Origin of the sequence: Serratia sp. (in: enterobacteria) (assembly GCF_046715635.1) — a bacterium.
GTDB lineage: Bacteria > Pseudomonadota > Gammaproteobacteria > Enterobacterales > Enterobacteriaceae > Chania.
Genome location: NZ_JBKJYW010000171.1, coordinates 1 through 6,369 on the forward strand (window position 1 = coordinate 1; position 6,369 = coordinate 6,369).

Genomic DNA, 6,369 nt, shown 5'->3' on the forward strand with positions numbered 1-6,369 from the left:
GTTGTCTCTGCTGTAAGGATTGCATTCAGTGCTCCATCGTCAGTTCGATCATGTCGGCGCGCGCCAGGCTGACGGAGTATTCCGCCACCAAATCGCTGCCGATACAGGTATTTAGGGTGCGCACGCAGAGCAAGGGGGCATGGGTAGCGATCTCCAGCAGGCGGCTCTCTTTGGCTTGGGCACGCCGTGCGCTGATGCGGGTCTGGCGGCGGGTCAGCGGCTGGTGGATCTGTTGTTGGATAAACTCGTGCAGCGAACCGCTGTGGAACTGTTGCAGCGCGGGCCACCAGTCCAGATCGGGCAGATAGTGGTCAATCACGCTGAGGGGAACGCCGTTCACCCGGCGCAGGGTGCGCAGGTGGATGATGTTTTCGCCCTCTTCACGGTTGAGTGCGCTGGCGATATGCCCATTGCACGGGCGCAAAACAGCGAGTAAGCGCTCACTGGTGGGGTGGCTGCCCTGCTCGAACAGATTCTGGCTGAAGCGGGTGTTGGCGTGCAGTGGATAGTTATACGGGCGTAGCAGCACCAAAATGCCGATACCGTGGCGGCGTTGCAGCCAACCGCGTTCTACCAGCTCGTCCACGGCACGGCGCAGCGTATGGCGATTGACCTCAAAACGCTCAGCAAGCTGTTGTTCTGAAGGCAGATAATCTCCACAACGGTATTGGTTGCACAGCTCCTGCTCCAGCTGGGCGGCAATCTGCTGATATCGGGTGGGATAACTGGTCGGATGTCTAGATAAGTGCGTCATAGCCAATACCTCGGCACTTCGGTTGGGGAAGAAAGCGAAAAAGCGGCGATAGAATTCATGATCGGCACTCGGTAACAAAGTTGGGCTAATGTTGCCGGGGGTAGATGACAATCAGGTGACGCGCAGGTGGCGAACTGATGAACAATTTGGGACAGGGAGATGATGGGGCTGAGCACTGTGAAAGAGTTACTGAGAACTCGAATGAATTGAGCAAAAAAAACGCCACTAACGCTTATTTTGTTGTCACAAACGTGCTAACGTTTATGGATGTTGAATACGGAACTATTGAAGGCCGTTTAAAACGGCCTTTTTATGTATACTTATCTGGGATATACTTCCAAGATAAATAGAAGACCACAATAATTGATATTATTAATAACCTCCCACTATATTCTGGTATAAATGCCAAATACAGCAAATACAATAAAACAACGACAGCAGTTGGAAGGAAATTAAAGAATATAGTAAATACAATTAGTTTAACGTATTTTAAAACAAAATTAATCATGATTTTTATTATTTCTAATATTTCGACAATCATAAGTCAATTACCCCTTCTAAAATTTCAATTTTTTCTTCAAGCGTAGAGTTATGTTTACCTCTAAGCTTCATTATTAACGTCGTTATAATTGGATTTACATATATATATAGCATCTCAATTCTATTATTATATAGTATGTTATAATAGCGAGGTTCAAGCGTTCTTAGTTTTCTTGCGGCCATAGCAGCTCTTTGAACTTGCCCATACAATGCAACACCCGTTAAAGCCCATGGCCCCTTCTTATATGTTTGTTTCCTGATTGAGGCTAAAATCTCAGGCGATCCAGATAAAGATTTACCTATTGTATAAGCAATAGCTTTCTTAGTTAGCACTCCAGACGTAAACGCAGCAAATAATTTACTTGTCCCTCTTGTTCTTGATTTAGCTTCTCTTTGGGTTCTATCCTCATCATCTAAAACAAATTCAACATATAAAATCAGCATATGCAGAAGTATATCTCTCTTTCCAAATAACTCCAAAATACCATAAAAATAACGGTCGTCTTCTATTTTAATTTATTGACAAACATCTTCATATTTATCTATGAAACATGATGTTCGCCAAGAAAGCCTTTCAAATCCATCATATATTGCCTCGGTTGTATCAATTGCTTTCTCATAGACACCCTCAACACCTTTATCAAGGGATAATGCCATTTTTCTTTCAGCCTGCATGTGTTGTCTAAGAAAATAACTATAGTCCATTAAACAAGCTCCTTTTATTTATACGACATTTGGTACTAAAGAACATTATATCTCTAATGCATTCGTCAAAGCTAGCCTTACGAAAAAATGAGGTTATAGTTTGATATGCATGGGTAATATCGAATTTTTCATTCATATGATGTATTTTTTAGTTTGAATTCATTAATTATTTATATGTCATTGGCAAGCCAAAAATTCAGTCCTCTAAATTGAGGCTCTTTGTCTGCCTCAAAATGTCGCCTTGTACGGCTTATTTGCTCACATCCTTTGTTGATCATTTCGTTCCTGGCCATCCCCAAAAAATTAACATCTGGTTTCGATCGCAGCTGACCAGCGCACAATATGTAGTGTATCGGGCTGGCCGTCTTCTTCTTCCCTTCCCCGTTCTGTGCAGGTGGCCGCTCCGCGAACTTTTACATAATTCATGTAGCGACACCTCCCAGGGACAGGGATACCTGTCGCTTGATACCGTCCGATCGATGCGTGATCACGCCGCACAGCTGGGCGCAGGATTACAGAAATATCTACTAGCTCCAGAGGTAGTCGTATTACTGAGCTACTTTGACGATCTAACTCGGCGCATGTACTTTGATACTTTATGGAACACCGGCGCAAGATTGAATGAAGCACTTGCACTAAGACCAGGGGATTTTGAACTGGAGCCATCGCGAAAATACCCGCAGCCGGTTGTGGCTATTAGGACACTGAAACAGCGTCACATCGAAGCCAGTCGGAAACCCGGACGGACATCAACATTAACGCAGCTTATGAACCACCTGGTTAGCGCTGCCACGCCAGATCAGCGCCGGGTCTTTTAAATCCTGCACAAACTTGCCGTCTATCAACACGTTAATCAGATCGACGATCTGCATCTGCTCACTATCCAGTTCATCCAGCTTATAGCCGGTCCACAGCCAGATATCTTTGCCGGGGCATTCGGCATGGACTCGCTTGACCAACTGCAACACGGCGGCGACGTTGGCTGGGTGCAGCGGATCGCCACCGGACAGCGATAGCCCGTGGCGTGGAATGCGAGTGTCGTTGAGATCGGCAATGATTTGGTCTTCCATCTGCTGGGTAAACGGCAGGCCGGAGTTCAGCCGCCAGGTGCTTTTGTTATAGCAGCCGGGGCATTGGTGCACGCAGCCAGCGACAAACAGCGTGCAGCGGGTACCGGGGCCGTTGACCACGTCGATAGGATAATACTGGTGAAAATTCATAGTATTGCGTTCTTTTATATTGCCCCTCACCCCAACCCTCTCCCACGGGGAGAGGGAGCAGGCCCAGCGGTGTGCTCAGATGCAGAAGTTAATCTGAAGCTAGGCTAATGTTGAGGACGAATGTCGTCGTTAAGATGTGGCACATTCGGTCCCCTCTCCCTGTGGGAGAGGGTTAGGGTGAGGGGCCGCTAGCTAAAGTTAACCAATCTGCCCGTTGCCCAGATGTTTCACCCGGCGTTTCACTTCTTCCTGCTTACCGGCGTTGAACGGCCGCGCATCCGGGCTCCCCAGATAGCCACACACGCGGCGGGTCACCGACACTTTTGCCGAATCATGGTTGCCACATTTCGGGCAGGTGAAGCCCTTGCTGGTACAAGAAAATTCACCGGTATAACCGCACTCGTAACACTCATCGATAGGCGTGTTGGTACCGTAATAAGGCACGCGGGTGTAGCTGTAATCCCACACGTCTTCCAGCGCCTTCAGGTTGTGCTGCAGGTTCGGGTATTCGCCGTAACAGATAAAACCGCCATTGGCCAAAGGTGGGTACGGCGCTTCGAAGTCCAGCTTGTCGTACGGGTTAACCTTTTTCTCCACGTCGAGGTGGAAACTGTTGGTGTAATAGCCCTTATCGGTCACCCCGGCAACTACGCCAAACTCGCTGGTATCCAGGCGGCAGAAGCGATCGCACAGGTTCTCACTTGGCGTGCTGTACAGGCTGAAGCCGTAGCCGGTTTCTTCCTTCCAGCTTTCAGTGGCGTTTTTCAGGCGTTCAACGATGGCGATGGCCTTGGCACGCAGCTGCTCGTCGTCGTACACGTGTTTTTCTACGCCAAACAGCGCGTTGATAGTTTCATGCACGCCGATGTAGCCCAACGAAATCGAGGCGCGGCCGTTCTTGAAGATCTCTGCGATATTATCGTCGGCTTTCAACCGCACGCCACAGGCTCCTTCCATATACAGGATCGGCGCCACGCGGGCCTTGATGCCTTCCAGGCGGGCAATGCGGGTCATCAGCGCTTTCTTGGCCAGCAGCAGACGCTCATCCAGCAACTGCCAGAAGCGGTCTTCGTTACCCTGGGCTTCCAGAGCAATACGTGGCAGGTTCAGGCTGATCACGCCGATATTGTTGCGGCCATCGTGGATCTGCTCGCCGTTCTCTTCATAGGTGCCGAGGAAGCTGCGGCAACCCATTGGCGTTTTAAACGAACCGGTGACCTTGACCACCTGATCGTAATTGAGGATGTCCGGGTACATGCGTTTGCTGGCACATTCCAACGCCAGCTGTTTGATGTCGTAGTTGGCGTCACCAAACTTATGGTTCAGGCCGTCGCGGATGGCGAAGACCAGTTTCGGGAACACGGCGGTTTTACGATTTTTACCCAGCCCGGCGATACGATTTTTCAGGATCGACTGCTGGATCATGCGTGATTCCCAACGGGTGCCCAGGCCAAAACCGAAGGTGACAAACGGCGTCTGGCCGTTGGCGGTGTGCAGGGTGTTGACTTCATATTCCAGCGACTGGAAGGCGTCGTAACACTCTTTCTCGGTGCGGGTCATCGCATAGCCTGCCACGTCCGGGATCTGCCACTGCTGCGCCACCTGCTGGTGCTTGTGGAAGCTCTCGGTGACGAAGGGGGCGAGGATCTCATCGATGCGGTTGATGGTGGTACCGCCATAAATATGGCTGGCGACCTGAGCGATGATCTGCGCGGTCACGGCGGTGGCGGTGGAGATCGACTTCGGCGGCTCGATCTCGGCGTTGCCCATCTTGAAGCCGTTGGTCAACATGCCTTTCAGATCGATCAGCATACAGTTGAACATCGGGAAGAACGGTGAGTAGTCGAGATCGTGATAGTGGATTTCGCCGCGCTCATGCGCCAGCACCACATCGCGCGGCAGGATATGCTGTTTGGCGTAGTGCTTGGCGACGATACCGGCCAGCAGATCGCGCTGGGTAGGGATCACCTTGCTGTCTTTATTAGCGTTCTCATTGAGCAGCGCGACGTTGCTTTGTTCCACCAGACCACGAATTTCCTGGTTCAGCCGCCCGCGCAGCTCACGCGAGACGTCACGATCGTGGCGATATTCGATGTAGGTACGTGCCAGCTGCTTATACGGGCCAGACATCAGCTGGTTTTCTACCGCCTGCTGGATTTCGTGGATGTCGACACGCGGTCGATTTTCCATCTGTTGAGCGACCACGCGGGCGACGGTAGCACAGTAGTCAGCATCGACAACTTCAGCGGCCAAAGCGGCCCGCTCGATGGCCTGCTTGATCAGCATCTCGTCAAAAGATACCTGGCAACCGTCCCGTTTAATCACTACTGGTTTCACGTTGTAACTCCTGTCCCCATGGGGGAGCGTCGGCTTATCCACAGGGCAAAACCGCAGGGCGCAAGGGCTGCGGAGGGTGTGGATGATATTGTGGATAACTACTACATATAGGTGGTTGAATCTCTACGGGCACTATATATGGGTGTGGTGCCGCTTTTTTTGACGTGGGTCAAAGAATGGGGGGAGCAGTTTGAACGCTGTACAGTTACCCGTTACAGGAATATTTGTAACCCTTGCTATCAGCGGCTTGAATGGAAAATGCCGATTATCCGAAAGATCGTTAAAGCGTGATTGCGATCGCATCATGCCGATTAGCGGCGAAAATGCGCCAGTAAAAAATCGACCCAGACGCGCACCCGCGGCGGCAGATCTGCCGAGGCATAGTAGAGCCAGATTTGTGTGGGTTTAGGCCAGTGATCTTGCAGCACTGGCAACAAGGTTCCCTGGGCAAAATGCTGTTCCACATGCCAGCGCGACAGGCAAGCGATGCCCAGCCCGGACAGCGCGGAATCTAGCAACATCTCCGGGCTGCTGGCAGTCAGGCGGCCATGCAGATCCAGCGTTTTGTGTGCCAGTGGCCATTTTACATTACGCCCGGTGTCCGGATTGCGGTGCAGCAGGCAACTGTGTTGCAGCAGATCTTCTGGCACCTGCGGTGTGCCATGCTGGGCAAGGTAACCGGGGGCGGCGACCAATAGCATCTGCATTGGGTAGAGCGGGCGTGCTACCAGCCGGCTATCGGGATCGACCTGGCTGCCGATGCCCACATCAAAACCTTCACCGACCAGGTTCACCACCCGGGCATCTAGCGAC

The 6,369-nt window shown here is 51.1% G+C and carries 6 protein-coding genes and 1 pseudogene; 1 reads left to right on the top strand and 6 read right to left on the bottom strand.

Features of this window, described 5'->3' with window-relative positions:
* Positions 1-25: 25 nt before the first annotated feature.
* The 3 genes from phnF to ACLQ7H_RS08520 form a co-directional block, all read right to left on the bottom strand.
* Positions 26-754 (bottom strand): phosphonate metabolism transcriptional regulator PhnF, encoded by a 729-nt coding sequence (gene phnF, locus ACLQ7H_RS08510; RefSeq protein ID WP_411752288.1) that lies wholly within the window; start codon positions 752-754, stop codon positions 26-28.
* Positions 755-1,291: 537 nt separating this feature from the next.
* Positions 1,292-1,738: a hypothetical protein gene (locus ACLQ7H_RS08515; protein WP_411752289.1), complete on the bottom strand. Its 447-nt coding sequence runs from the start codon at positions 1,736-1,738 to the stop codon at positions 1,292-1,294.
* 72 nt (positions 1,739-1,810) lie between these two features.
* Positions 1,811-1,999, bottom strand: coding sequence for a hypothetical protein (locus ACLQ7H_RS08520; protein WP_411752290.1), 189 nt, complete (start codon positions 1,997-1,999; stop codon positions 1,811-1,813).
* Positions 2,000-2,454: 455 nt separating this feature from the next.
* On the opposite strand from ACLQ7H_RS08520, the pseudogene ACLQ7H_RS08525 reads away from it, so the two are divergent.
* Positions 2,455-2,754, top strand: a pseudogene (locus tag ACLQ7H_RS08525) (resolvase); the annotation flags it as partial.
* Here the strand turns inward: ACLQ7H_RS08525 and nrdG are convergent.
* The 3 genes from nrdG to ACLQ7H_RS08540 all read right to left on the bottom strand — a co-directional run.
* Positions 2,755-3,219 carry an anaerobic ribonucleoside-triphosphate reductase-activating protein gene (nrdG, locus tag ACLQ7H_RS08530; protein ID WP_411752291.1) on the bottom strand — a complete coding sequence of 155 codons (465 nt, stop codon included), beginning with the start codon at positions 3,217-3,219 and terminating at the stop codon, positions 2,755-2,757.
* A gap of 198 nt (positions 3,220-3,417) precedes the next feature.
* Positions 3,418-5,556: an anaerobic ribonucleoside-triphosphate reductase gene (gene nrdD / locus ACLQ7H_RS08535; protein ID WP_411752292.1), complete on the bottom strand. Its 2,139-nt coding sequence runs from the start codon at positions 5,554-5,556 to the stop codon at positions 3,418-3,420.
* A gap of 311 nt (positions 5,557-5,867) precedes the next feature.
* Positions 5,868-6,369 (bottom strand): substrate binding domain-containing protein (locus tag ACLQ7H_RS08540; protein ID WP_411752293.1); only part of this gene is annotated, 502 nt, incomplete at its 5' end.